The following is a 23,952-nucleotide window of genomic DNA, read 5'->3' as shown; positions in this document are numbered from 1 at the left end:
ATATTGTGCGGGTGTAGCTCAATGGTAGAGTTCCAGCCTTCCAAGCTGGCTGTGAGGGTTCGATTCCCTTCACCCGCTCCAGATTGCGTCTTTAGCTCAGCTGGATAGAGCAACGGCCTTCTAAGCCGTGTGCCAGGGGTTCGACTCCCTTAAGACGCGCCAAGAATATGTGCCATTAGCTCAGTTGGTAGAGCACCTGACTCTTAATCAGGTTGCCCAGGGTTCGACTCCCTGATGGCGCACCACGCATATATTTTATATATGAATAGACAAGGTGTTATAGTTTATATGTTTAAAAATAGTTAATATCGGGGTGTGGCGCAGATGGGAGCGCGCGTGGTTTGGGACCATGAGGTCGCAGGTTCAAGCCCTGTCACCCCGACCACATAAATTATTATGCGGGTGTAGCTCAATGGTAGAGTTCCAGCCTTCCAAGCTGGCTGTGAGGGTTCGATTCCCTTCACCCGCTCCAAGATTGCGTCTTTAGCTCAGCTGGATAGAGCAACGGCCTTCTAAGCCGTGTGCCAGGGGTTCGACTCCCTTAAGACGCGCCATAAAATATGTGCCATTAGCTCAGTTGGTAGAGCACCTGACTCTTAATCAGGTTGTCCAGGGTTCGACTCCCTGATGGCGCACCAAGAAAATTTTGGTGGGTATAGCTCAGGTGGTAGAGCGCCAGATTGTGGTTCTGGATGTCAAGGGTTCGAGTCCCTTTATCCACCCCATGTGATGGGATGTCGCCAAGTGGTAAGGCACGGGACTTTGACTTCCGCATTCGTAGGTTCGAATCCTGCCATCCCAGCCATTTGATCCACTAGCTCAGTTGGTAGAGCACATGACTTTTAATCATGTTGTCCGGGGTTCGATTCCCCGGTGGGTCACCATTTTAAAAAAGAAATTAACATGCAGGTGTGGCGGAATTGGCAGACGCACTAGACTTAGGATCTAGCGCCTTTGGCATGGGGGTTCGACTCCCTTCACCTGCACCATTTATAAAATCATATGCGGGAGTGGCTCAGTGGTAGAGCGTCACCTTGCCAAGGTGAACGTCGTGGGTTCGAATCCCATCTTCCGCTCCAATATATTGTGCGGGTGTAGCTCAATGGTAGAGTTCCAGCCTTCCAAGCTGGCTGTGAGAGTTCGATTCTCTTCACCCGCTCCATTTTAATTTAAGGGCATTTTAGCGCCCATAGCTCAGCTGGATAGAGTTACGGACTTCGAATCCGGAGGTCACAGGTTCGACTCCTGTTGGGCGCACCAAAAGTAAATTTGAAGCATTACATAGGGTTGATATACCGAGGCTTTGTGAGAACTTAATAGTTTCTTACAAGGCCTTGATTTTTATATTTAATATATTATATCAATTTAAGAAAGGATGGGAAAAATGGATATATTGAAAGATAAAATAAATAGAGAAGGTATAGTTATTGATAATAGAATATTGAGAGTAGATATGTTTCTAAATCATCAGTTAGACATAGATCTATTAAATGAAATAGGAAAAGAATTTAAAAATAGATTTAGAAATAAAGAAATAAATAAAATATTAACTGTGGAAACTTCGGGTATAGGAATAGCTTGCATAGTTGCTCAATATTTTAATAATGTACCTGTTGTATTTGCTAAAAAACATGATGGAAGTAATATGGGTGAAAATGTATATGAATCAAAGGTTTACTCCTTTACTAAAGATATAGAATATACCATAAAGGTTTCTAAAGATTACATAAATAGTGAAGATAATATATTGATAATAGATGATTTTTTAGCTAGTGGAAGTGCTATGTCAGGACTTATAAATATAGTAGAGAAATCAGGAGCTACAATAGAAGGTATTGGAATAGTTATAGAAAAGGAATTTCAAAAGGGGAGAGAAATAATATTAAACAAGGGCATACACTTAGAATCTTTAGCAATTATAAAAGGTTTTGAAAATAATAAAGTTGTTTTTAGATAAATATAATAATAAAGCTATTGACTTATAATATATATAGTGATAGTATTTTATAAGAGAAAAATAAAGCCTTTAAAAAAGTCCAGAGAGACTTTGAAGGAAGCATTTAGGAATACTATATTTTAGGATATCTATGCCTTCCTTTAGGAAGGCATTTTTTAATACCTTTAAAATTAGTACAGAGATACTAAAAAGGAGGAATAATAAGTATGTTAAAAGGAAGAAGTTTAATTGATCCAATGGATTTCACTAAGGAGGAAATAAGTGAAATTCTAGATTTAGGAGAAAGCATTTCAAAAGATCCTATAAAATATTCAAATCTATGCAATAATAAAATTTTGGCAACATTGTTTTATGAGCCAAGTACAAGAACTAGATTTAGTTTTGAAGCAGCTATGCTTAGATTAGGTGGCGAAGTAATAGGTTTTTCAGAGCCTAACTCAAGTTCTGTTGCCAAAGGAGAAAGCATTGCTGATACAATTCGAACAGTTGGATGCTATGCAGATATAGCAGTTATGAGACATCCAAAAGAAGGAGCACCAAAAGTTGCTTCAATTTATTCAAACATACCCGTTGTAAATGCAGGAGATGGTGGACATCAACACCCTACTCAAACACTTACAGATTTAATGACTATAAGAGCTAAAAAAGGAACCTTATCTGGATTAACCGTTGGTTTTTGTGGTGATTTAAAATTTGGAAGAACTGTACATTCTCTTATCAAAGCTTTATCAAGATATGAGAATAATAAATTTATATTAATCTCACCTACAGAATTAAAAATTCCACAATATATAAAAAGAGAAATATTAGAAAAAAATAATATAGAATTTAGGGAAGTAGAAAATATAGAAGAAGCAATTGAAGAATTGGACATCTTATACATGACGAGGGTTCAAAGAGAAAGATTTTTTAATGAAGAAGACTATATTAGATTAAAGGATAGTTATATATTGACAAAAGATAAGCTTGAAAATGCATTGGAAGATATGATAATTTTACATCCACTTCCAAGAGTTAATGAAATAGCCTATGAGGTTGATGAAGATCCAAGAGCTTGTTATTTTCAACAGGCTAAATATGGAATGTATGTAAGAATGGCTTTAATATCAAAACTTTTGGGGGTGAAATAGGATGTTAGAAATAACTAGTATAAAAGATGGTATAGTTATAGATCATATAAAAGCAGGTTATGGAATAAAAATATTTAACTATTTGAACTTAAAAGATGTAGATTATTCAGTAGCGCTTATAATGAATGTATTTAGCAATAAACTAGGGAAAAAGGACATAATAAAAATAGCAAATAAAGAAATAAATGTAGATTTTACAGTATTAGGATTGATAGATCCAACAATAACTATAAATATAATAGAAAATGAAAAAATAAAAGAAAAGTTGAATTTAGAATTACCTGAAAGAGTAGAAGATGTGATAAAGTGTAAAAATCCTAGATGTATAACCTCTATAGAAAAATATATACCTCATGTATTCTATCTAATAGATAGAAAAAAAGTGGAATATAAATGCAAGTATTGTGATGAAATATGTAAAGTTGTGGAGGAATAAACGTGGATTTATTAATAAAAAATTCCAGGGTAGTGGATTTTTCACAAGACTTTATAGGAGATGTTTATATAAAGAATGGAATAATACATGAAATAGGAAGAGATTTAGAAAAAGACTGTAAAATAATAGATGGCATAGGTAAAGTTCTTATGCCTTCTTTTATAGACTTACATGCACACTTTAGAGAACCAGGTTACACTTATAAAGAAGATATAGAATCTGGATGCAAAGCTGCAGCTAAAGGTGGATATACTTATGTTAATTTAATGGCTAATACAAATCCAGTTTGTAGTAATATGAATACTGTAAACTATGTAATAGATAAAGCAGATAAAATAGGACTTATAGATGTACATCAAGCAGTATCTATAACTAAAGAATTTGATGGAGAAACAGTTAATCATATAGATGAGCTAGATGAAAAAGTAAAGGTAATATCTGAAGACGGAAAAGATGTAATGAATAGTAAAACCATGCTAAAAGCTATGGCGAAAGCTAAGGAAAAAAATATTTTAGTCATGTGTCATTGTGAAAATCATGATCTTTCATCTACAGATATGAGATTAGCAGAAGATACTATGACTTGGAGAAATATAACATTAGCCCAATACACAGGATGTTCAGTGCATATATCCCATGTGAGCACAAGAAAATCAATGGAATATATAATAGAAGCTAAGAAAAAAGGAAGAAATGTAACCTGTGAAGTTACACCACATCATATAGCATTACAAGATGATGTAAAGTATAGAGTTAATCCTCCATTAAGAAAAAAAGAAGATAGAGATTTTTTAATAAAGGCAATTAGAGAAGGATGGGTAGATGCTATAGGAACAGATCATGCACCACATAGCTATGAGGATAAAGTAAAAGGGGCACCAGGTATATCAGGAATTGAGACAGCATTTTCAGTATGCTATTCCTATTTAGTAAGAGAAAAGGAGATAAGCCTGAGCAAACTTTCGGAAATAATGTCTAAAAATCCAGCAAAAATAATGAATTTAAATAGAGGACAAATAAAAATAGGGTTTAGTGGAGATTTAGTGTTAATAGATTTAGATAAAGATTATACAGTAGATAGTGATTTATTTATATCAAAGGGTAAAAACACTCCTTTTCAAGGTAAGAAATTATATGGAAAAGTAGAAAAAACAATAAAAAGTGGAGAAATTATTTATGATTTAGAAAAAGGAGGATTCAACTATGGTAATTGATAAATTGTATGAAAGAGTAGAAAAAAATGGTCATGTATGTGTAGGTTTAGATACATCTTTAGATTATGTACCAGAGTATTTTAAAAACAAGTATAACAATGAAGAAGATATAATATTCAATTTTAATAAAGAAATAATAGATGCAACTTATGATGAAATAGCATGTTTTAAAGTGCAAATAGCTTATTATGAAGCTTTAGGATTAAAAGGACTTAGAGCTTATAAAAGAACTCTTGATTATATAAAAGGATTAAATGCAATTGTTATATCGGACATAAAAAGAGGAGACATATCAAGTACAGCCAAAATGTACGCTAAGGCACATTTTGAAGGGGACTTTGAAACGGATTTTATAACACTTAGTCCTTATATGGGATTAGATAGTATAGAACCTTATTTTGAATATATGAAACAAAAGGGAAAAGGAGTTTTTGTATTAGTAAGAACTTCTAACGAAGGGGCAAAAGATATAGAATTTATAGAATCAAAAGAGGGTAAAAAAGTATATGAAGTGGTTGGACAAAAATTAAGAGATATGGGCAAGAATTTCCTAGGAAATTGTGGATATAGTTCTATAGGAGGAGTAGTTGGTTGTACTCACGTAGATGAAGCTACAAAACTAAGAAAAGATTTAGAAAGTATGTTTTTCCTAATACCAGGTTATGGGGCACAAGGTGGTAAGGCAGAGGATGTAGCGCTATATTTAAAAAATGGAAATGGAGGAGTTGTAAACTCTTCAAGAGGAATATTATTAGCATATAGAAAGCAAAATGATGAGAGAAATTTTGCTAAGTGTTCGAGAAAAGAAGTTATTAGAATGAAAAATGATATATTACAAGCATTAAATTCTAAGTAGATAGGAGAGAAAAAATGGAGTATAAAAAGGTTTATATTATAGATAATAAAAAAATATATGAAAATATATATAAACTATCCATAAGTGGAGATTTTAAAGGAAAACCAGGACAGTTTTATATGGTAAGATCTTGGAGAAAAGAACCACTTTTAAGCAGACCAATTAGTATATACTCTATAGATAATAATACCTTAGAGTTTTTATATGCAGTAGTTGGAGAAGGAACAAAGTTATTAAGTGAATTAAAAAAAGGGGATAGTATAAACTTATTAGGACCATTAGGAAATGGATTTCCAATAGAAAATATAAAAGGTAAAATAGCAGTGGTTTCTGGTGGTATTGGAATTGCACCTTTGTATGAAGTAGTTAAAAATTTACAAGAATGTGAAATAGATTTGTATGCTGGATTTAGAGAAAAATCTTATTCTACGGAAGCATTTAAAGAATATGTTGAAAATATTTATATAGCTACGGAATCAGGGGAAGAAGGAGAAAAAGGGTATATAACGGATATTTTAGAGGTAAATAAATATGATATGGTTTTATGTTGCGGACCTGAAGTTATGATGAAAAAGGTAGTAAAAATGTGTAAAGAAAAAAAAGTGCCAATATACATATCTATGGAAAAACATATGGCTTGTGGAGTGGGAGCATGTTTAGGTTGTACTTGTAAAACAAAAGATGGCAATAAAAGAACTTGCAAAGAAGGACCAGTATTTTTAGGAGATGAATTGGAGGAATAAAATGAAGGTAAATATTTGTGGGGTAGAGTTTAAAAATCCAGTTATTACAGCTTCGGGAACCTTTGGATTTGGTGAAGAATATGGGGAATTTTATGATGTATCAAAACTAGGTGGAATATGCACAAAGGGTTTAATAATAAATCCAAAGGAAGGTAATGATGGTATAAGAATTCATGAAACAAGAGGGGGCATAATAAATAGTATAGGATTACAAAATCCTGGCATAGATTATTTTATAAATTATGAACTTAAAAATATGAGAAAAATGAACACTAATATAATAGCTAATGTAGGTGGGGGAAGTATAGAAGATTACTTAAGGGCTATAGAAAGACTAAATAGTGTAGGTGTAGATCTTATAGAACTTAATATATCATGTCCTAATGTAAAAGAAGGTGGCATGGCATTTGGTATAAAATCTAAAGTAGCTTATGATGTAGTATCTAAGGTTAAGAAAATATGTAAAAAACCTTTAATTGTAAAACTATCTCCTAATGCAGAAGATATAGTAGATATGGCGGTAAAATGTTGTGAAGGGGGAGCAGATGCTATATCTTTAGTTAATACATTTAAGTCCATGGCTGTGGATATAAAAAATAGAAAAGCAGTTTTTAATAATATAACAGCAGGATTATCAGGACCAGCTATAAAGCCTATAGCTTTAAGTATGGTATATGAAGTATGTAAGAATGTAAATGTGCCTGTAATAGGTTTAGGTGGAATATCTAATTGGAAAGATGCTATAGAATTTATAATGGTTGGAGCTACAGCTATTCAAGTAGGTACGGCAAACTTTATAAATCCATATACAGCTGTGGAAATAGTAGATGGAATAGAAAATTATATGAAAAAAGAAGGAATTAAGGATTTGTCAGAGATAAAAGGAATAATATAAAAATATAGAAGGGATTGTTTTAATATGAAAAATAAACAAGAAGTTATTATAGATATATTAAAGGAGTGTTCTGCTCTTTTAGAAGGACATTTTTTACTATCATCAGGAAGACATAGTGATAAATATTGTCAATGTGCAAAATTATTACAATATCCTGATAAGGCAGAAAAAGTTTTAAGTGTAGTAGCAGATAAAATAAAAGATTTAGATTTTGATATGATTGTTGGACCAGCTATGGGTGGTATAATAGTATCATATGAATTAGGAAGACAACTAAAAAAACCTAGTATATTTACAGAAAGACAAGATGGTGTTATGACTTTGAGAAGAGGATTTGAAATAAAAAAAGGACAAAAGGTTATAATATCTGAAGATGTTGTAACAACAGGCAAATCTTCCTTAGAAGTAGCAAAACTTATAGAAGAATTAGGAGCAGAGGTAGTAGCTATATGTTGTATAGTTGATAGAAGGGATGATAATGTAGAACTGCCATACGATTTATATAGCTCAGTAAATATAGATGTAAAATCCTATAATAAGGATAATTGTCCTTTGTGTAAAAAAGGGTTGAAATATATAAAACCAGGAAGCAGGAATATTAAGTAATTTGAAAAGATATAAATAATGATTTAAAATATAAGTAAACCTTAGTATTATGAAAATAATATACTAGGGTTTATTTATATTTTAAGATAAAGTTTAAGAGATAATTAACAAAAAAATTATTATTAGTGAATATTTATTTGAGTTATAATATACTATAGATATAATCAATTAAATGGGAGGAATTTAAGTGAGAAAGCCAAGTATTTTTAGCAGTGACTACGAGAAACAAATGAAAAAAAGGCGTATAAGAATAATAGCGTTAATTTTAGCTGGCATAGTCGTATGTTCTGGCGCTTGGTTATTAGGTAAAAAAAAGTTGGAATCTATGAAAAAAGGAAATAATAAAGTAATAGATAATATAGATGATAATAAAGATTACAATAAATTAAAAGATGAAAAAATTATTAAGGAAGATATAGAAAATAAAGACACAGGAAATAAAGATAAAAAAAGTGAAAAAGGCTATGAGGTAACCTTATCCAATGGTGAAAAATTAAAATTAATGTATGAGGAAGATGGAGAAAAGAAGTTTAAGTACATATTGCCTTTAGAAAGTAAGGTTAATTATGATATAAGTCCAAATGGCAAGAATATATTAATATATGATGATAAAGTTCAAAAGATTATTTGTTATGATATCAATGGGAAAGAAAAAAATGTAACCAATGAAAAATATATTTCAACTAATGGTTCTGTGGTTATTGAAAGAGAAAGTCATATAAAATCAAATCCGGATTATATATGGTGTAGAGAACCTAAATTCATAGATGATAATAATATTGCCTATATAAGTCAACTTCCTTGGTTAGGAAAGACTAATAAATATATATGGATTACTAATATAGAACAAAACACACATTTTTATGTAGCTTCAATAGAAGCTGGAGATATAAAGATGGATAAGATAACAGATAAAGGACTTTTAGTAATAATAGATGGGAAAAATATGTATTTAAGTGCCAATGGAGTATTAACTGAATAAATAGGTTAAAAATTTATGGTTATTGTATGGAAAAACATAGAGAGATTATGTTAAACTATATAAAGGACTAAATAAAAGTAAACAGTAATTAAATAAAAATACTAAATTCTTATAAAAATAGTTTGTAAAAATTAAATCATTTTTATATAATTATTAGGAAATGCTATATAAAAATTTGAAAATAAGGATTTAGAATGTATAAATAATAATTAAACTATGTTATAATGTTATGGTTAATATTAAGCATTTCGGTGATTAGGAGGAATATTGTAATGAAGGTTAGTATGGAGAAAATAGAAAATAATGTTGTTAAATTAGAAGTAACTGTTGAATCTAAGAAATTTAATGAGGCTATGAAAAAGTCTTATGCTAAAAATGTGAAAAAATTTAATGTGCCTGGATTTAGAAAAGGAAAGGCACCAATGAGTATAATTAAAAGATATTATGGAGAAACAGTATTTTATGAAGATGCCATAAATATTTGTTGTGATGATACATATCCAAAAGCATTAGAAGAAAAAGAAATAAAACCTGTAGATTATCCACAAATAGACATAGTTCAAATTGGAGAAGGTCAAGATTTTATATATTCAGCACAAGTAACTGTTATGCCAGAAGTAGAACTTGGAGAATATAAAGGACTAGAAGCTAAAAAGGTTTCATATGATGTGAAAGATGAAGATGTAGAAAATACATTAAAAGAAATGCAACAAAGAAATGCAAGAATTAAGACAAAAGAAGATGAAGAAGAAGTAGAAAATGGAAATATTGCAGTAATAGACTTTAAAGGATATGTTGATGAAGTTCCATTTGAAGGTGGAGAAGGATATGACTATTCATTAGAAATAGGATCAGGAACTTTTATAGATAATTTTGAAGAACAATTAATAGGAGCTAAAAAGGGAGAAAAAAGAGAAGTTAAAGTAAAATTCCCAGAAGAATATGGTTCAGAAGAATTAAATGGAAAAGAAGCTAAATTTGAAGTAACTATAAAAGAAATAAAAGTTAAAGAATTACCAGCAATAGATGATGAATTTGTAAAAGAAGTATCAGAATTTGATACTTTAGATGAATTAAAAGAAGATATAAAGGCAAAGATAAAAGAAGGAAATGATAAAAGAGCTAAAGCTGAATATGAAGAAGCAGTAATAAATTTAGCATGCGAAAATGCGAAAGTTGATATACCAGAAGTTATGATACAAAATGAAATAAATAATATGTTAAAAGATTTAGAAATGAGATTAAGATATCAAGGAATAGACTTAGAAACTTACTATAAGTATACTAATAGCACAGAAGAAAAAGTTAGAGAATACATGAAAGAAGCTGCTACTAAAAGAGTAAAAACTGACTTAGTATTAGCTGAAATAGCTAAAGCAGAAAAAGTAGAAGCAACAGATGAAGAAATAATGGAAAGAGCAAAGGAAATGGCTAAACAATATGGAACTGGGGAATTAGAAAAGACAGCTAAACTATTAGTAGAGTCTCAAGAAGCTTTATTAAAAGCAGATGTTGTAAATGAAAAAGTTGTTAAATTAATAGTAGATAATAGTAAAGAAATATAATAAAATATTAAAATTAATTGCCATAATTTTTATGGCAATTAATTTTAATAATGAATTATAAGGAGGAGAAATTTATGAGTTTGGTACCTGTTGTAGTTGAACAAACAAATAGAGGAGAAAGATCTTATGACATTTATTCTAGATTATTAAAAGATAGAATAATAATGTTAAGTGATCAAGTAAATGACGTAACAGCAAGTTTAATTGTTGCTCAATTATTATTTCTTGAAGCTGAAGATCCAGATAAGGATATATTTTTATATATAAATAGCCCAGGAGGATCCATAACATCAGGTATGGCTATATATGATACTATGCAATATATTAAGCCAGATGTTTCTACTATTTGTATAGGTATGGCTGCTTCTATGGGGGCTTTTTTATTAGCAGCTGGTGCAAAAGGAAAAAGATTTGCACTACCTAATAGCGAAATAATGATTCACCAACCTTTAGGAGGATTCCAAGGTCAGGCTACAGATATTGGTATTCATGCAGATAGGATATTAAAAATAAAGAAAAACTTAAATAAGATATTAAGTGAAAAGACAGGTCAGCCCCTAGAAATAATCGAAAGAGATACTGAAAGAGATAACTTTATGGATGCAGACCAAGCTAAAGAGTATGGATTAATTGATGAAGTAATGGTTAAAAAGAAATAAACCTTTATTTAATGTGAGGTGTGGATATGGCCAAAAATGATGATAAAAAGCAACTAAAATGTTCTTTCTGTGGCAAAAGACAAGATCAAGTTAAAAGACTTGTAGCAGGCCCAGGAGTTTATATTTGTGATGAATGTATAGAATTATGTTCTGAAATCATTACAGATGAATTAGAAGAAGATATAAACACAGATATGGGTTCTTTACCCAAACCTTCAGAAATAAAAAGCTATTTAGATGATTATGTAATAGGGCAAGATGATGCAAAAAAAGCTTTATCTGTGGCAGTTTATAATCATTATAAAAGGATAAATTTAAATAATGTAATTGATGATGTAGAACTTCAAAAGAGTAATATACTATTGTTAGGTCCTACTGGATCAGGAAAAACTTTATTAGCTCAAACTTTAGCAAAAATTTTAAATGTACCTTTTGCTATTGCTGATGCAACCACTTTAACTGAAGCTGGATATGTAGGCGAAGATGTAGAAAATATACTATTAAAGTTAATTCAAAATGCTGATTATGATATAGAAAGAGCAGAAAGAGGCATAATTTATATAGATGAAATAGATAAGATAGCTAGGAAATCAGAAAATCCATCTATAACTAGAGATGTATCAGGAGAGGGAGTTCAGCAATCACTTTTAAAAATATTAGAGGGTACTATAGCATCAGTTCCACCACAAGGTGGAAGAAAACATCCTCATCAAGAGTTTATTCAATTAAATACCACTAATATACTATTTATATGTGGGGGAGCTTTTGATGGAATAGATAAGATAATAGAAAGAAGAACTAGAAATAGTTCTTTAGGATTTGGAGCAGACATAAAATCTAAAAAGGATGAAGATATTGGAGAATTATTAAAAAATATAATGCCAGAGGATTTACTAAAATTCGGATTAATTCCTGAGTTTATTGGAAGATTACCAATAACAGTTACATTGTCTGCCTTAGATGAAGATGCTTTAGTTAAAATACTAACTGAGCCTAAAAATGCTCTTGTAAAACAATATAAGAAGTTATTTGAAATGGATAATGTTCATCTTGAATTTAAGGAAGAGGCGTTAAAAGCTATAGCAGAAGAAGCTATAAGACGTAGCACTGGAGCTAGAGGATTAAGATCCATAATAGAAGAAATTATGAAGGATATAATGTTTGAAATACCATCTAATGAAAGTATTTCTCAGGTTATAATAAATGAGGATACAATTAGTAATAAAAAGCCAGAATTGATAGAAGCAGAGGGTGGAAAAAGATTACCTATTAAAATAAAAAAAGCAAGAGCTAAAAAAGAAAATGAAACAGCATAAAAAAGTAGATAACTTTGAGTTATCTACTTTTTTTATGTTTAATGATATTTTGTAAAAAAGTTCTATATATAGAATATAGGAAGAATGATTTGACCATAATAATAATATGCAAATATGTGAATAGGAGGTAATGAACATGACTGAAGCATTTGTAGCCTTACAATTTATTATCACAATAATAATGGGATTATATTTTTTTAATGCATTAAAAGGTCAAAAAAGTAATAAAGTTACTATAGATAGGGAAAGCAAAAAAGAAATAGATAAATTAAAAAAGTTAAGAAGTATAAAACTAACTCAACCTTTAACAGAAAAAAGTAGACCTACTTCTTTTTCTGAAATAATAGGTCAAGACAAAGGTATAATAGCTTTAAAAGCAGCACTGTGTGGTCCTAATCCTCAACATGTAATAATATATGGACCACCTGGTGTGGGAAAAACGGCTGCAGCTAGATTAGTACTTGAATATGCTAAAAAGAATAATATGTCACCTTTCGAAAAGAATGCTAAATTTATCGAAATGGATGCAACAACGATTAGATTTGATGATAGGGGAATTGCTGATCCTCTTATAGGCTCAGTTCATGATCCAATATATCAAGGAGCAGGTCCTCTTGGAGTGGCAGGTGTTCCTCAACCTAAGGCAGGAGCTGTAACTAAGGCACATGGAGGTATCTTATTTATAGATGAAATAGGAGAACTTCATCCCACTATAATGAATAAATTATTAAAGGTATTAGAAGACAGAAAGGTATTTTTAGATAGTGCATATTATAATTCTTCAGATCCTAATGTGCCATTGTATATAAAGGATATATTTGATAATGGATTTCCAGCAGACTTTAGATTAGTTGGTGCTACTACTAGAAATCCTGAAGAAATTACACCAGCTCTTAGATCTAGATGTGTGGAAATTTTTTTTAGAGGATTGGTATCTGAGGAAATCGAAGAAATATGTAAAAGATCTGTAAAAAAAATAGGTTTTACATTAGAAGAGGACGCTTGTAAAATGGTAGGGTTATATGCGTCAAATGGAAGAGAGGCTATAAATTTATTACAATTAGCTTCTGGAATAGCTTTAAATGAAGGAAGAAAAAGAATAGTGAAAGATGATATAGAATGGGTAGTGGAAAATGGAAATTATAATCCTAAAATAGAGATAAAAGTTCCTACGAGACCTAAGATAGGATTTGTCAATGGATTAGGAGTTTACGGAAGTAACATAGGAGCTGTTATGCCAATAGAAATAACTGCAATAAAAAATAATTTTGGTAAAGGAAAAGTAAATGTTGCAGGTATTATAGAACAAGAACAAATAGGAGGAAATCAAAGAAGAATTCAGAGAAAAAGTAGTGCAAAATGTTCAGTTGAAAATGTATGTGCAGTATTAAAAGGTGTTTTTAATATTTCATTAGAAAATTACGATATAAATATAAATTTTTTAGGTGGGATACCTGTAGATGGACCCTCTGCGGGAATCAGTATAGCAATTGGAATATACAGTGCTATAAATCTAATGCCTATAGACAATAATATAGCTATGACAGGAGAAATTTCACTTTATGGAGATATAAAACCTGTAGGAGGAGTAAATAGCAAAATAGAAGCAGCTAAAAAAGCAGGAGCTAAAAAGGTTTTAATACCTAAAGAAAATTGGAAAGATTCTTATAAAAATATAGAAGGTATACATGTAGTTCCAGTAAATAATATAATAGAAGCTGTAGACATAATTTTTACAGAAAAATGCTTAAAAAATTCAGAAGAAAAATTACACAATATATTTGAATCCAATGAAGCCTTATCTGCTAACTCTATAAATGGTTAGACTAATAAATAAAGAAAATCCACTCTAATTGTTAATTGTTAATTGTTAGCTGTTTATTAAAAAACTGTGTTATTTTTGAATTGAAAAATAATCCTTTTATATGTATAATATATTAGTCTAAATGTACTTATTTTAAGTTTGTTATTTACGATTAAATTTATCATAAAGTGAGGAGAGAATTATGGGAAAAAAGATAGAAGTTCTTCCAATAATTCCTTTAAGAGGCATAACTATATTTCCGTATATGGTAATTCATTTTGATGTTGGTAGGGAAAAATCTATTGGATCATTAGAAGAAGCAATGCTTAAAGACCAGAAAATATTTTTGGCCACTCAAAAGGAAGCTAAAGTTGAAGATCCTAAAGAAGAGGATATATTTACAATAGGAACTGTTTGCAGTATTAAACAAATATTAAAATTACCAGGTAATACAGTTAGAGTCTTAGTAGAAGGAGAATGTAGAGGAAAAATAATTGAATTTATTGAAGAAGAAGATTTATTAAGAGTAGAGATAGAAGAAATAAGAGATAAAGAATGTACAGAAGATAATAAGTGTGAAGCACTATTTAGATTAGTAAAAAATTCTTTTAAAGAGTATTCAAAGCTTGTAGGTACAATATCTATGGAAACTTTAATATCTATAGAAGATATAGATAGTCCAGGTAGATATGTAGATGTTATAGCATCTTATCTTTTATTAAGTCAAGATAAAAAGCAAAGATTACTAGAAGCTTATGATGTAAATGAAAGATTGCAAGAGATTTTAAGTATTTTAAGCAATGAAATTGATATATTAAAAATAGAAAAGAAAATAGGAATTAAAGTAAAAAATAAAATAGATAAAGTACAAAAAGAATATTATTTAAAAGAGCAATTAAAAGCAATTCAAGAAGAATTGGGCGAAGATGATGAAGATAAAAAAGAAATAAATAAATATAAAAATAAAATAAATAAGGCTAAACTTCCTAAAGTAGTAAAAGACAAGGCTTTATATGAATTAGATAGACTAAAAAATAGTGGTACATATTCTACAGAAGGAGGTATAATAAGAACCTATTTAGATTGGATATTAGATTTACCTTGGAATACAGAGACTAAGGACAATTTAGATATAAAAAGAGCTAGAGAGATACTTGAAAATGAACACTATGGGTTAGAAGATGTAAAAGATAGAATAATAGAATATTTAGCTGTTAAAAAAATGAGTAAAACGTTAAAGGGGCCAATACTTTGTTTAGTTGGACCACCAGGTGTAGGTAAGACTTCTATAGCTAAGTCAATTGCCCATGCACTAAACAGAAACTTTGTTAGAATGTCCTTAGGTGGAGTAAGAGATGAGGCAGAAATAAGAGGGCATAGAAAAACTTATATAGGTGCAATACCAGGTAGAATTATATATGGAATGAAACAGGCTAAATCAAAAAATCCTTTATTTTTATTAGATGAAATAGATAAAATGAGTAGTGATTTTAGGGGAAATCCAGGAGATGCTCTTTTAGAGGTATTAGATAGCGAGCAAAATAATACTTTTAGGGATCATTATTTGGAATTAGAATATGATTTATCAAAGGTTTTATTTATAACTACAGCAAATACGTTAGAAACTATACCAAGACCTCTTATGGATAGAATGGAAATAATAGAGGTATCAGGATATACAGAAGAAGAGAAATTTAATATAGCTAAGAGACATTTAATTCCTAAAAAATTAGAAGAACATAATATGAATAAACAAGCAATAAGTTTTTCTGATAATAGTATATTATATATAATAGAAAATTACACAAGAGAATCTGGAGTTAGAAATCTAGAAAGAAAAATAGCTACAGTTATAAGAAAAGCTATTGCAGAGATGGTTGAAAAAGAGAAAAAAAGAATAAACATAACAATTAATCATGTTAAGAAGTATTTAGGACCAGAACAATATACATATGATAAAGCAAGTAATGAAGATAAAATTGGAGTAGTTATGGGAATGGCATGGACTAGTTATGGAGGAGATACCTTACCAGTAGAAGTTATGGTTATGCCAGGAACAGGAAAATTAGAGTTAACAGGTAAATTAGGAGATGTAATGAAAGAATCTGCAAAAGCGGGATATACTTATATAAGAGCTAATGCAGAAAAATATAAAATAGATCCTAACTTTTATAAGGAAAAAGATATCCATATTCATGTGCCAGAAGGAGCAGTACCAAAGGATGGGCCGTCAGCTGGTGTAACTATGATTACAGCTATGGTTTCTGCATTGGGTTCTAAGAAAGTTAAACACAATGTAGCCATGACAGGGGAGATTACATTAACAGGAGATGTACTGCCTATTGGAGGATTAAAAGAAAAAACATTAGCAGCCTATAGAGCTGGCATAGATACTGTTATAATACCTAAAGACAATGAGAAAGATCTAATACAAATACCTAATTCAGTAAAGAAAAAAATTAATTTTATTGTAGCGGACAATATAGATATAGTATTAGAAAATGCTATTATATTATAATTTGGGAGGCTTTATATGGAAATAAAACAATCAGAATTTATAACTTCTGCTAAAATTCCCTCTCAATATCCAGAGGATGACAGAATAGAAATAGCTTTTGTAGGTAGGTCAAATGTAGGAAAATCTTCTTTAATTAATAGCTTGACTAATAGAAGAAAACTTGTAAAAGTAAGTAGTAAACCAGGAAAAACTAGATTAATAAACTTTTTTTTAATAAACAATGATTTTTATTTTGTAGACTTACCTGGTTATGGATATGCTAGAGTATCAAAAGAAGAAAAGAAAAATTGGGGAAAGACTATAGAGACATATCTTACAGATAGAGAACAGCTAAAAAAAATTATACTACTTGTGGACTCTAGACATAAGCCTACAAATGATGATATATTAATGTGCAACTGGATAAAATACTATGGATATGATTTATCTGTAGTAGCAACTAAAAGTGATAAATTAAAAAGAAGTGAATTTAAAAAGAATGAAAAAATTATAAGAGATACTTTAGATTTATCAAAAGACAATAAAATAATTTTTTATTCTACACTAAATAAAAGTGGAAGAGAAGAACTTTTACAGGATATATTCAACACTTGTAGTATTGACTAGTAATAAAAATGGCATGTATTAGAATAAGTATAATACATGCCATAATATTTTATGATAAAATATTATTATCATGGAGGTGATTATTTGGAAGAGTTTTTAAAAAGTATAGTAGTATATATTTTTATATACTTACCACCACTGATAATATTTTGGAAGGTTTGGACAAGAAGGAGAAAAAATAAATTTATATTATTACTGATAAGTATTATATATGTAGTAGGAAGTTTATTTACACAGAACTTACTACCATTTATATTTGTAATTATAAATATAATATATATGAAAAGAGAAGATAACTTTAGTTATATAGAATATAAATTTAATTTTAGAGATTTTAATTTTTTTAAAGCTTTAATTATTTCTTTATTTTCCTATGCTGTTACTATAATTGTAGCAATTATAGCTTTGAATTTATTTTCTTCATATGAAGTGCCAATAAAAGATCAAGAAATAGTAGAAATAATGTCTAAATTATCATTAAAAAAATTTATTTTTATGATGCCAATAACTATGGTTTTTGCTCCAATAATAGAAGAGTATATATTTAGATGGCTTATATTTGAAAAAATATTAAAAAGATATATGGGAATTTTCATATCTACTTTATTAAGTAGTATAATATTTGCCCTAATACATTTTAATATTAAGTCTTTTCCTGCTATATTATGGATGGGCATTTTTAATTGTTTTTTAATACACAAAAAAGGATATTGGTATGCGGTTTTTAATCATTCATTTTTTAATTCAGTATCAACTATTGCAATTTTAATTCAAAAATTAACTTATATGTAATAAGGTCTTCTTTTATACTTAAGTATAAAAGAAGACCTTATTATTTTTAATTTTAAAATTGTAATGTGTCAAAAATCGCTTTAAAGAATAGTATATATTATAAACACAAAAGAAAATAATAAATATTGAAAGGAGGAAATAAAGTGGATTTCAATAGTTTAGTAAATGGATTAATGTCTAATGAAAAAGGAGCCACTTTTAAAAACCCAGTTGGAGGTCTAGGTTTTGGAAGTTCATGTATATGGATAATACTATTCTTGATATTCTGTGGTTTTGGATATGATTATGGTGGAGGAAGTAGCTGCAGTTGTAGATGTAGATGTCATTCTTCAAAAAGAAGACGTAAAAGAAGATATGATAGATATGAATGTGGATGCTGTGATAACAACTTTATCTTTATAATAGTAGTACTTGCAATGCTATTATGTTGTGGAAAGGATGATAAACATCATCATCACAGAGGATGCAATAGTTTAGTTGATTCAAATTGCGAACAACTAAGAACAGTAGAAGAAAATTAAATTCCTAATAAGACCATTACCCATAAGGAAGGGGGAACTAACATGGGAAAGAAAAGAAGAAAAAAGTGTTCAAATAACAATGGTCTATTAATATTAATATTAATAGTTCTGCAATTTGGTTGCGGAAATAATCAGCATGGTTGTATAGATAATAGTATATTATTTATATTAGCCTTGTACTATTTAAGTTGCTGTAAAGATTTTGATTTATGCAGTTGCTTATGTTGTTAAATATAGGGGAGGGAAAACCCTCCTCATTATATATAAATATATTCGGAAACCCTTAGGCCTCCATTTATCTTAATCCCGAAGGGTGTCAATTTTAACTTCCCCCCAGAATTTTAAACAAAATATCAAAAAAACTTATATTTTTTCCAAAATCACTTGACAAAGTTTGTAAAATTTGTAGCCTCGCACTATAGAAACTATTTACAAAATATTGCGAGGTGATTTTTTATGTTAGGTTATTGGCGTAGCCATTGTGATTACCAAAGTCTTCTTTTGTCAAGCATTAGTGAACTTTATAAAACTGATCCCACTATCGTGGAATACTACTCATCAAGTATTGAAAAACTATATAATTTAAATCTTGATGATATAAAACCATTAATTAGAGAAACATATTCTCTAACTGGTAAACCTTCAAACCAGCAACCGGAACTCTTCAGATCATTTATATTAATGTCTGACTTAGGTTTTCATAGTCTACAAAAATGGATTAAGCACTTACGTGCACATGATATACTTTGCACCATCATTGGTGTTGAAAAATCTAATGTACCAGGATTAGGTACTCATTATGATTTCATATCGAGATTTTGGGGTATGAGCCCTAAGGCTGAAAAATCAGCCAAGGACTCACTTCATTCTTTTACTTCCAAGCCCCACAAAAAACTTGGCAAGAATGAAAAACTACCACCAAAACATCCTGGTGTTATTAAAAATTTAGTTGAACAGGCTCTTAAAGGACGAACTGTCGAAACTCGCCCTGAAAAGCTATTTCAACAAATTTTTGCTAAGTTAGCTATTGAGCCTTCCGCTAAACTCGGTCTCCTTGGTAATACTCAAAAACTTGATATATCAGGAGATGGTACCTGTCTTGAAACTGGCGGTAGCTCATTAGGCATTAAGACCTGTGATTGCATTAAAAAAGGTATTTTTAACTGCAAATGTAATAGAAGATTCTCTGACCCTGACGCTAGACGCGGTTGGGACAGTTACCACGAAAAATGGTATTATGGTCATTGCCTATATTTTCTTAGTGTCTATAATCCTAAACTTAAAAAGGATCTTCCTATATATTTTAGGATGGTACAAGCGCAGCGTTATGATGGTGTTACTGCAATTTTTGCACTTTCAGAAGTTAGAAAGATGTATCCTCAATTTAACTTTGATAAGTTCATCGCAGATGCTGCTCATGATAACTATCCTACGTATAAGCTTCTTAATGAATGGAATATAAAAGCTGTTATATCCCTTAATCCAAAGGGTGAAGGTAAAAATAAATATGAACCACCAATTGGATATACTAAGGACGGTATTCCCATCTGCAAATGCAACCAACCAATGGTATATGATTGGTACGATAAAGGCAGAAGTAGAATTAAATATAGATGTCCTTTAGTAAAAGGTAAAATTAAAGAATGTCCTCATAAGGAAGAATGTTCTCCTAGTGCCTACGGCCGTGTAATATACGTAAAGCCAAGTGATGACTTACGTTTATTTACTGCTATACCTAGAAACTCTGACCTTTGGAAACAAATAATGAAAAAGAGAACTTCTTCAGAGCGAGTAAATAAAAGAATACTTGAAGACTACAACATGGAACAAACCCACTGCCGTGGTAAAAAACGTTGGTCTTGGTGGACATTAATCCATAGCATCAATATTCATTTGGATGCTCAACTATCTGTTTCTAAAACTAACCTATTAGACATTATAAAATTAACTGCAAACAAAGCATGCTAGTCTAGATAATTGTTAAATTTTAAGAAAATTCACCTATCGGTGAGTTAGCTTTGCTATACTCTTTTTTAAAATAAAGTTAAATAAAAACAGTAATATAACAAATGCTCCGCACTAAAATAATATTAAAGCCATTTTGGAGCCAATTGGAAATTAGTTTCCGAATTCACTCTATATATATTAGAGAGGGGGATAATTAATGTCTAAAAAGAAAAAACATAAAAAAAATAGAAATGATATGAATAATAATATGAATGATAATTTGATGGATTTAATAAATAATTTAGATTTAGAACAGGTTATGTCATTATTATCTGGAGGTAATAATGTAAATACTAATTATGATGAAGAAAATACACAAATACCAAATAAAAATCTATTTAATGATCCCACTATTCAATTAATAAATATGTTAAGACCTATTGTAGAAAACAATAGAGAATCTATAGAAAAATTATTACAGGTATATTTTTTGTCAAGACTGATAAACAAAAAATAAAAAGGAGACTATGGTCTTTCTATTTTTGCACATAAAATATTTAATAAAAAAGATGAATAAAAGATTATAAAATGGGTATCATAATAAATGTAAAAGGAGATATAATCTCCTTAGTACTAAATAAGGTAATTAACTTAATTTAGTGCTAGAACCCCCCATCCCCCTTGGGACCGATGTTCGGTCCCTTTTTTGTTTTATAAAAAATTGAAAAATTTGAGTAGTTTTTTTAAATTTGGTAAAAATATAAAGGATAGATAGAGTTTAATTGTCTTAAAATACGTGGAATTATAATAAAAATTAATTTTGGAGGTAATATGTATGAGGAAGATCTTAAAAATGAAAAAAATAATAATATTTATATGCATTAGTTTTTTATTTTTTTCTATAGGTTGTAAAATATTGGGGAAAAAGGATTCGGGAGAAAAAGAAAATAAATTAAATATATATTTAGATATTAAAGATAAACATTCATTAGAAGTAATAAAATTAGCTATAGATGAATATTCAAAGGAAAATTCAAAAATAAAAATCGATATAACTAATTCTATAGGAAACAGTATAAAGAAAGATATATCAGAAAAAAAAATGGATCTAATAATAACAAATCCTAATAACATGGCAGTTTTACAAAATTCAGGATTATTAAGTGATGTAGATATATATTTGAAAAAAAATAAAATAGATGAAAATTTCCATAAAATTATATATTCTGTTGGAAGATATAATGATAAATATTATGGTATAGGGTTAGTTCCGTATACAGTAGAATTTTTTTATAATAAAGATAAATTAAAAGATTTGAAAATAGAGGAACCTAAAGATATTGATAAACTAAAAAAGCTTTTAAAAGAATTAAATAATAAAAATATTTCTATACCAACTATATTAACAGAAAATATAGATATGAATGATTTGATTTTATCAGTGTTTATGGAAAAAAATTTAAATTTATCTAATGTAAAATCAATGGAAAAACATTTAAAGGAAGCGTTTCAAAAAATTAATACATTACAAAAACAAGGGGTTATAAATAATAATACTTTTAAATTGGGAAATGAAAGTTCAATAAAAAAGCTTGCTAATTCTAATATACCAGCAGTAATTTCTATATCTTATTATAGCAATGAATTTAAAGATAAAGATAATATAGAAATAATTAATAATTTACAGCTAGATGAAAATCTAAAATCTAATCTACCAATTATAATTGATAATGTAATATGTGTACCTACAAACAGTGAAAATAATGAAAATATACATAAATTTATTGGATATGTATATGGGGATAAATTCCAAAAAAAATTATATAATAAAACTGGAATAACAGCAAATAAGAAAATTTCAAAAAAAGAAGGACATATCCAAGAAAAAATTAATAAGCATATAGAGGAAAGTTCAGGAAAGGATATTATAATATCACAAACCATGCAAGAAAACTTAAGAATGGATATAATATCAAAAATAGAAAAAATATTATCAGGTAACTATACGGGAAAAGAATATGAAGAGATATTACAAGAAATTAAATAATTAATACTAAAGCAGTAGAAATATTTCTACTGCTTTTAGTATTAATTATTATTTTTTTTACAACAACTACATATACCATAAAAGTATACTTGATTATTTAAAACTTCATAATCAGTATAAGGTTTAACTTTTTCATTTAAATTTTCAAAGTTTATATCTTTTATGTCATCTACTTTTCCACAATTGAGACATTGGATATGGGGATGAGGATTAGTTTTTCCATCATATCTAAAATTACCTTCTCCTACATTTATTTCTTGAATTAAATCCACTTCTACTAAAGTTTTTAATGTTTTATATACCGTAGCTAAGCTCATAGTAGGATATTCCGGCTGTAAAGATTTATATATAGTTTCTGCTGAAGGATGTTCATCAGTAGATTTTAAGTATTTATACACTGCAATACGCTGAGGCGTAAGTTTCAACTTTTTTTCTTTAAAAATAGAGGTAATATTATTCATTATACATCATCCTTTTAAATATACAATTTATATTATTATATAATAGAAGTTATCATTTGTCAATTGGTTTTAAATGCTAATTATTATTATAAAATAGTCATTTTAGCTTTTTAAAAAGAATAGTAAATAATAAAATTACTACGGAACATATGGCTATAGTTCCTCCTGGAGCACAATCTATGTAGAAGGATAAAAATAAACCTATAACTATATCTAAAAATCCAAAAATAATAGAATAAATAAAAGTTTTTTTAAATCCACAATTAAGTTGTAATGCTGTTGCAGTAGGTAGTGCTATCATAGATGATATAACTAATATACCCATTATGCGTATAGATAGTGAAATAGTGGAACCAACAAGTAACGAAAAAATATAATTTACTAATTTTGTGTTGATACCAGCAATTTGAGCACCTTCTTCATCAAAACTTATATATAATAATTTATTAAAGAGAGTATATAGAATTAATAAAGAAATTACTCCTAAAATACACATAATATATAAATCTTTAGTAGATACTGTAAGAATGCTACCAAATAAGTAGGTATTTATGTTTGCATTAGTTTTTCCCATACTGACTAATGTAATTCCTATTCCAACACTTAAAGTCATTACAATAACTAAAATTATTTCCGAATATTTTTTATAGTAATTTCTCAAATATTCTATGAATAATGCACATAAAGATGTAAAAATAAAAGAAGTTACTATTGGGTTAAATCCTAGTAACAGTCCAATAGCAATACCTGCAAAGGAAGAATGAGAAAGTGCATCTCCCATCATAGAATGTCTTTTTAATACCAAAAAAGTTCCCACAGCGGGACACAAGATGGATATAAGCAAAGAAGCTAAAAATGCATTTTGTATAAATTTATATGAAAACATTACATCCTCCT

At 29.2% G+C, this 23,952-nt stretch carries 23 protein-coding genes and 14 tRNA genes; 35 read left to right on the top strand and 2 right to left on the bottom strand.

Translation table 11 applies throughout. The annotated features are described in order from the left end of the window. Nucleotides 1–7 precede the first annotated feature (7 nt). The 35 genes from CKV72_RS10005 to CKV72_RS09835 all read left to right on the top strand — a co-directional run bounded on the left by CKV72_RS10005 (nt 8) and on the right by CKV72_RS09835 (nt 22,594). Nucleotides 8–81, top strand: a tRNA-Gly gene (locus tag CKV72_RS10005). Between the two features lie 4 nt (nt 82–85). Then, nucleotides 86–162, top strand: a tRNA-Arg gene (locus CKV72_RS10000). Between the two features lie 7 nt (nt 163–169). After that, nucleotides 170–245: transfer RNA gene (locus tag CKV72_RS09995), tRNA-Lys, on the top strand. A 64-nt stretch (nt 246–309) separates the two neighbouring features. Beyond that, nucleotides 310–385, top strand: a tRNA-Pro gene (locus CKV72_RS09990). Between the two features lie 13 nt (nt 386–398). Further along, nucleotides 399–472: transfer RNA gene (locus CKV72_RS09985), tRNA-Gly, on the top strand. A gap of 5 nt (nt 473–477) precedes the next feature. Then, nucleotides 478–554 (top strand) — tRNA-Arg (locus CKV72_RS09980). A gap of 8 nt (nt 555–562) precedes the next feature. Further along, nucleotides 563–638: transfer RNA gene (locus CKV72_RS09975), tRNA-Lys, on the top strand. Nucleotides 639–649: 11 nt separating this feature from the next. Beyond that, nucleotides 650–725: transfer RNA gene (locus CKV72_RS09970), tRNA-His, on the top strand. 5 nt (nt 726–730) lie between these two features. Further along, a tRNA-Gln gene (locus CKV72_RS09965) sits at nt 731–805 on the top strand. A 3-nt stretch (nt 806–808) separates the two neighbouring features. Beyond that, a tRNA-Lys gene (locus tag CKV72_RS09960) sits at nt 809–884 on the top strand. Nucleotides 885–905: 21 nt separating this feature from the next. Next, a tRNA-Leu gene (locus CKV72_RS09955) sits at nt 906–989 on the top strand. Nucleotides 990–1,004: 15 nt separating this feature from the next. After that, nucleotides 1,005–1,079: transfer RNA gene (locus CKV72_RS09950), tRNA-Gly, on the top strand. 9 nt (nt 1,080–1,088) lie between these two features. Then, nucleotides 1,089–1,162 (top strand) — tRNA-Gly (locus CKV72_RS09945). Nucleotides 1,163–1,183: 21 nt separating this feature from the next. After that, nucleotides 1,184–1,260: transfer RNA gene (locus CKV72_RS09940), tRNA-Arg, on the top strand. 124 nt (nt 1,261–1,384) lie between these two features. Continuing rightward, complete coding sequence (locus CKV72_RS09935; RefSeq protein WP_095178171.1) at nt 1,385–1,957, top strand: xanthine phosphoribosyltransferase; 573 nt, start codon at nt 1,385–1,387, stop codon at nt 1,955–1,957. 206 nt (nt 1,958–2,163) lie between these two features. Next, nucleotides 2,164–3,087, top strand: coding sequence for an aspartate carbamoyltransferase (gene pyrB, locus CKV72_RS09930; protein ID WP_095178170.1), 924 nt, complete (start codon nt 2,164–2,166; stop codon nt 3,085–3,087). A gap of 1 nt (nt 3,088) precedes the next feature. Then, a complete protein-coding gene (locus CKV72_RS09925; RefSeq protein ID WP_089863522.1) occupies nt 3,089–3,523 on the top strand; it encodes an aspartate carbamoyltransferase regulatory subunit in 435 nt (144 codons plus the stop codon). A 2-nt stretch (nt 3,524–3,525) separates the two neighbouring features. Next, complete coding sequence (locus tag CKV72_RS09920) at nt 3,526–4,737, top strand: dihydroorotase (protein WP_095178169.1); 1,212 nt, start codon at nt 3,526–3,528, stop codon at nt 4,735–4,737. After that, nucleotides 4,727–5,593 (top strand): orotidine-5'-phosphate decarboxylase, encoded by an 867-nt coding sequence (pyrF, locus tag CKV72_RS09915; protein WP_089863525.1) that lies wholly within the window; start codon nt 4,727–4,729, stop codon nt 5,591–5,593. The genes CKV72_RS09920 and pyrF overlap by 11 nt, the downstream gene beginning before the upstream one ends. Before the next feature lie 14 nt (nt 5,594–5,607). After that, nucleotides 5,608–6,336, top strand: a complete 729-nt coding sequence (locus CKV72_RS09910; protein ID WP_089863528.1) for a dihydroorotate dehydrogenase electron transfer subunit — start codon at nt 5,608–5,610, stop codon at nt 6,334–6,336. 1 nt (nt 6,337) lies between these two features. Continuing rightward, complete coding sequence (locus CKV72_RS09905) at nt 6,338–7,231, top strand: dihydroorotate dehydrogenase (RefSeq protein WP_095178168.1); 894 nt, start codon at nt 6,338–6,340, stop codon at nt 7,229–7,231. Nucleotides 7,232–7,255: 24 nt separating this feature from the next. After that, on the top strand, nt 7,256–7,837 hold the full coding sequence (gene pyrE, locus CKV72_RS09900; RefSeq protein WP_089863532.1) for an orotate phosphoribosyltransferase: 582 nt from the start codon (nt 7,256–7,258) through the stop codon (nt 7,835–7,837). 187 nt (nt 7,838–8,024) lie between these two features. Beyond that, nucleotides 8,025–8,819: a hypothetical protein gene (locus CKV72_RS09895; RefSeq protein WP_089863535.1), complete on the top strand. Its 795-nt coding sequence runs from the start codon at nt 8,025–8,027 to the stop codon at nt 8,817–8,819. Nucleotides 8,820–9,091: 272 nt separating this feature from the next. Continuing rightward, nucleotides 9,092–10,384 (top strand): trigger factor, encoded by a 1,293-nt coding sequence (gene tig / locus CKV72_RS09890; RefSeq protein ID WP_089863537.1) that lies wholly within the window; start codon nt 9,092–9,094, stop codon nt 10,382–10,384. Nucleotides 10,385–10,458: 74 nt separating this feature from the next. Further along, nucleotides 10,459–11,043: an ATP-dependent Clp endopeptidase proteolytic subunit ClpP gene (clpP, locus tag CKV72_RS09885; RefSeq protein ID WP_089863539.1), complete on the top strand. Its 585-nt coding sequence runs from the start codon at nt 10,459–10,461 to the stop codon at nt 11,041–11,043. 26 nt (nt 11,044–11,069) lie between these two features. Then, a complete protein-coding gene (gene clpX, locus CKV72_RS09880) occupies nt 11,070–12,359 on the top strand; it encodes an ATP-dependent Clp protease ATP-binding subunit ClpX (RefSeq protein ID WP_089863541.1) in 1,290 nt (429 codons plus the stop codon). Between the two features lie 136 nt (nt 12,360–12,495). Beyond that, a complete protein-coding gene (gene lonB / locus CKV72_RS09875) occupies nt 12,496–14,184 on the top strand; it encodes an ATP-dependent protease LonB (RefSeq protein WP_089863543.1) in 1,689 nt (562 codons plus the stop codon). A gap of 181 nt (nt 14,185–14,365) precedes the next feature. Beyond that, nucleotides 14,366–16,681: an endopeptidase La gene (gene lon, locus CKV72_RS09870; RefSeq protein WP_089863546.1), complete on the top strand. Its 2,316-nt coding sequence runs from the start codon at nt 14,366–14,368 to the stop codon at nt 16,679–16,681. A 15-nt stretch (nt 16,682–16,696) separates the two neighbouring features. Further along, nucleotides 16,697–17,287: a ribosome biogenesis GTP-binding protein YihA/YsxC gene (gene yihA, locus CKV72_RS09865; RefSeq protein ID WP_089863547.1), complete on the top strand. Its 591-nt coding sequence runs from the start codon at nt 16,697–16,699 to the stop codon at nt 17,285–17,287. Between the two features lie 84 nt (nt 17,288–17,371). Then, nucleotides 17,372–18,079, top strand: a complete 708-nt coding sequence (locus tag CKV72_RS09860) for a CPBP family intramembrane glutamic endopeptidase (protein ID WP_095178167.1) — start codon at nt 17,372–17,374, stop codon at nt 18,077–18,079. 143 nt (nt 18,080–18,222) lie between these two features. After that, the gene (locus tag CKV72_RS09855) at nt 18,223–18,600 is read left to right on the top strand and encodes a hypothetical protein (RefSeq protein WP_089863551.1); all 378 of its coding nucleotides are present in this window, start codon (nt 18,223–18,225) and stop codon (nt 18,598–18,600) included. Nucleotides 18,601–18,642: 42 nt separating this feature from the next. After that, entirely contained in the window at nt 18,643–18,831 is a 189-nt protein-coding gene (locus tag CKV72_RS09850; RefSeq protein ID WP_089863553.1) for a hypothetical protein, read from the top strand. Nucleotides 18,832–19,056: 225 nt separating this feature from the next. After that, complete coding sequence (locus CKV72_RS09845) at nt 19,057–20,568, top strand: transposase (RefSeq protein WP_095177509.1); 1,512 nt, start codon at nt 19,057–19,059, stop codon at nt 20,566–20,568. Nucleotides 20,569–20,764: 196 nt separating this feature from the next. Next, the gene (locus tag CKV72_RS09840; RefSeq protein ID WP_089863555.1) at nt 20,765–21,064 is read left to right on the top strand and encodes a hypothetical protein; all 300 of its coding nucleotides are present in this window, start codon (nt 20,765–20,767) and stop codon (nt 21,062–21,064) included. Between the two features lie 318 nt (nt 21,065–21,382). Continuing rightward, entirely contained in the window at nt 21,383–22,594 is a 1,212-nt protein-coding gene (locus CKV72_RS09835) for an ABC transporter substrate-binding protein (RefSeq protein WP_095178166.1), read from the top strand. 41 nt (nt 22,595–22,635) lie between these two features. Here CKV72_RS09835 and perR read toward each other — a convergent pair whose 3' ends face one another. Both perR and CKV72_RS09825 read right to left on the bottom strand, forming a co-directional pair. Beyond that, nucleotides 22,636–23,055 (bottom strand): transcriptional regulator PerR, encoded by a 420-nt coding sequence (gene perR / locus CKV72_RS09830; RefSeq protein ID WP_089863559.1) that lies wholly within the window; start codon nt 23,053–23,055, stop codon nt 22,636–22,638. A gap of 97 nt (nt 23,056–23,152) precedes the next feature. Beyond that, on the bottom strand, nt 23,153–23,941 hold the full coding sequence (locus CKV72_RS09825) for a metal ABC transporter permease (RefSeq protein WP_089863563.1): 789 nt from the start codon (nt 23,939–23,941) through the stop codon (nt 23,153–23,155). Between the last annotated feature and the right edge of the window lie 11 nt (nt 23,942–23,952).

The organism is Clostridium cochlearium (assembly GCF_900187165.1).
In the GTDB taxonomy this organism is placed as follows: Bacteria; Bacillota; Clostridia; order Clostridiales; family Clostridiaceae; genus Clostridium_G; species Clostridium_G cochlearium.
Note: the sequence above shows the minus strand (reverse complement) of the source record. Positions and strands in the feature narration are given on the sequence as shown.

What these genes read in the sequence shown, in the direction of transcription:
- CKV72_RS09905 (WP_095178168.1), top strand. Translation starts at nt 6,338, where the DNA reads ATGAAGGTAAATATTTGTGGGGTAGAGTTTAAAAATCCAGTTATTACA.
- CKV72_RS09840 (WP_089863555.1), top strand. Translation starts at nt 20,765, where the DNA reads ATGTCTAAAAAGAAAAAACATAAAAAAAATAGAAATGATATGAATAAT.
- pyrF (WP_089863525.1), top strand. Translation starts at nt 4,727, where the DNA reads ATGGTAATTGATAAATTGTATGAAAGAGTAGAAAAAAATGGTCATGTA.
- clpP (WP_089863539.1), top strand. Translation starts at nt 10,459, where the DNA reads ATGAGTTTGGTACCTGTTGTAGTTGAACAAACAAATAGAGGAGAAAGA.
- CKV72_RS09845 (WP_095177509.1), top strand. Translation starts at nt 19,057, where the DNA reads ATGTTAGGTTATTGGCGTAGCCATTGTGATTACCAAAGTCTTCTTTTG.
- CKV72_RS09825 (WP_089863563.1), bottom strand. Translation starts at nt 23,941, where the DNA reads ATGTTTTCATATAAATTTATACAAAATGCATTTTTAGCTTCTTTGCTT.
- CKV72_RS09910 (WP_089863528.1), top strand. Translation starts at nt 5,608, where the DNA reads ATGGAGTATAAAAAGGTTTATATTATAGATAATAAAAAAATATATGAA.
- CKV72_RS09835 (WP_095178166.1), top strand. Translation starts at nt 21,383, where the DNA reads ATGAGGAAGATCTTAAAAATGAAAAAAATAATAATATTTATATGCATT.
- lon (WP_089863546.1), top strand. Translation starts at nt 14,366, where the DNA reads ATGGGAAAAAAGATAGAAGTTCTTCCAATAATTCCTTTAAGAGGCATA.
- CKV72_RS09935 (WP_095178171.1), top strand. Translation starts at nt 1,385, where the DNA reads ATGGATATATTGAAAGATAAAATAAATAGAGAAGGTATAGTTATTGAT.
- yihA (WP_089863547.1), top strand. Translation starts at nt 16,697, where the DNA reads ATGGAAATAAAACAATCAGAATTTATAACTTCTGCTAAAATTCCCTCT.
- clpX (WP_089863541.1), top strand. Translation starts at nt 11,070, where the DNA reads ATGGCCAAAAATGATGATAAAAAGCAACTAAAATGTTCTTTCTGTGGC.
- perR (WP_089863559.1), bottom strand. Translation starts at nt 23,055, where the DNA reads ATGAATAATATTACCTCTATTTTTAAAGAAAAAAAGTTGAAACTTACG.
- tig (WP_089863537.1), top strand. Translation starts at nt 9,092, where the DNA reads ATGAAGGTTAGTATGGAGAAAATAGAAAATAATGTTGTTAAATTAGAA.
- pyrE (WP_089863532.1), top strand. Translation starts at nt 7,256, where the DNA reads ATGAAAAATAAACAAGAAGTTATTATAGATATATTAAAGGAGTGTTCT.
- pyrB (WP_095178170.1), top strand. Translation starts at nt 2,164, where the DNA reads ATGTTAAAAGGAAGAAGTTTAATTGATCCAATGGATTTCACTAAGGAG.
- CKV72_RS09850 (WP_089863553.1), top strand. Translation starts at nt 18,643, where the DNA reads ATGGGAAAGAAAAGAAGAAAAAAGTGTTCAAATAACAATGGTCTATTA.
- CKV72_RS09925 (WP_089863522.1), top strand. Translation starts at nt 3,089, where the DNA reads ATGTTAGAAATAACTAGTATAAAAGATGGTATAGTTATAGATCATATA.
- lonB (WP_089863543.1), top strand. Translation starts at nt 12,496, where the DNA reads ATGACTGAAGCATTTGTAGCCTTACAATTTATTATCACAATAATAATG.